At 59.3% G+C, this 1797-nt stretch carries 1 protein-coding gene; it reads right to left on the reverse strand.

Annotated elements, in window-relative coordinates:
* Positions 1-407 precede the first annotated feature (407 nt).
* On the reverse strand, positions 408-1532 hold the full coding sequence (locus tag ACWEFJ_RS39195; RefSeq protein WP_449716916.1) for a PIN domain-containing protein: 1125 nt from the start codon (positions 1530-1532) through the stop codon (positions 408-410).
* Positions 1533-1797 lie beyond the last annotated feature (265 nt).

Consider the following 1797-nt stretch of genomic DNA (forward strand, 5'->3'; position numbering starts at 1 on the left):
ACAGGCCGAGGGCCGGGTGACTGCCACAGTCACCCGGCCCTCGGCCTTCCGGATCTTCACGCCGCCTCTTACGCGACTACCGCATCAACCGCCGCCCGCGTCCGCTCGTGGCTGGCAGGCATCAAGGCACGCCGCCTGCGGCGACGCGCGACCAATCCCGGGTCACATTGGCACGACTCCGCGCGCGGCACGCCGGGCTCCCGCTCCGCTCCGCCCGTCGGCCGCGCGCGGAGTCGGTGCACGTGCCGAGGGAAGCGGCGCGCCAGCAGATGGGAGCTGCCACTAGGCCACTTCCAGTTACCAGGGCCGTGAACGATCGCGCGGTCAACGGCTTTCGGCACTAAGTACGGCGATCGACTGCCGCGACGGCTTCGCCGCCTTGCCACCGATCCCCGCGCGATTGTTGGTTACTCATGCAACTTGCCAGGCGCATTGATTAATCTACTAGACACAATATCAACCGACTCAATAGCCGGAGAGTGGTCGATCGTGTGACCGACTCCGACAATAGCCGTGACCTCAAACTCTTGAGCATCCACTAATTCGTCCGACTCAAAGGTGACGGTTTCGAGCAACGAGCCGGAGTAACCCAACGGGAACGACTCGGCAGCCTTCGGCACCCTTACCGAATCCACTCGGACTTCAAGACGCCACCGCATTGTCGCAACGAGCCACACTTTCCCTTCGACCCTATAGGACGAAGTGTCGACGATCGACCGCAAGACCGTTCGATGCAACATGACCGTTTGCCACATACCTGACGCCATATCGAAGCGGGATGTCACCAGCCTATGAGCGAGCGCACTGACGCGCTCACCGCAAACGCGGTCAATAGCCGTTCTCAGAGTCGAATCAGCCGCAAGCAGGTCGAACGACAGGAGGTCCGCCTCGTGGTTAGAGCGATCCGCAAGGAGCGGGAGCAGTTCAGCTAAATCACGACAATAGACGAAGTCATCTGCTCGATCTTCAAGCTCGCTGCGCAACTCATCCACAAGATCGGGATGGAGCTCGTTCTTTCCGAATGCACGCGCGTCGTTCGAGACGAAGAATAGCTTTCCCGATGAACCCTTGCATTCTTGCACGGCTGTCAGCCATAGGATCACGTCACGCGCGCCGATGCCCGGCTTATCCCACGATGTCGCCGCCGGAAGCTGGCGATTTATCTCACGTCGCAGTCCTTCGACATGATACCGAGGGTCACTAACAATGATTTTCATCGACGACAGGAACTCGCCGATCCGGCGACTAATTACCGGACCAACCTCGCCCGAATCATATGCGCCTTCAAGGCGGACAATATCCTCGTCGCCATACTCGCGAAACGAGGCGGTCGCTACCTGCAACTTTCTCCAGGCATCTTGAACATTCTTCTCATAACGCGCCCGGAACTCCTCGAAAGTTATATCTGCGGTGGCAATGTCATGATTTGCACTATTAGCGATCTCGCAGAGAAGCCGCCATAGGCGATGTTGTGTACGCGGAATTTTCAGCAGCTCGTTAGCATCAATTACGATCAACCCGTCCCCCTGCATGGACCAAATGGATCAATGTTGTAGCACACATCCGCCATCTACTCGACCCGGGAAACATGATCAGACCGCCTCTAGGCCGTCAGACGTCGAACGGCGCTAGTCAACGATGACGAACATCGAGAGGAAACGAGCAGGTCAGGTATGGCGTGATAGGGCAAACCGCAGGTATCCGCCGACCGCTGGCAGTCCTACGACGTGTGATCGGCGCGGGGCTCCCGGCGGAGCCCCACCGAGCCTCCACAGGCCGAGGGCCGGGTGACTGCCA

Source organism: Actinosynnema sp. NPDC004786, assembly GCF_053601135.1.

Bases quoted from the DNA above. Each gene is read 5' to 3' on its own strand.
- ACWEFJ_RS39195 (WP_449716916.1), bottom strand. From the start codon at position 1,532: ATGCAGGGGGACGGGTTGATCGTAATTGATGCTAACGAGCTGCTGAAA.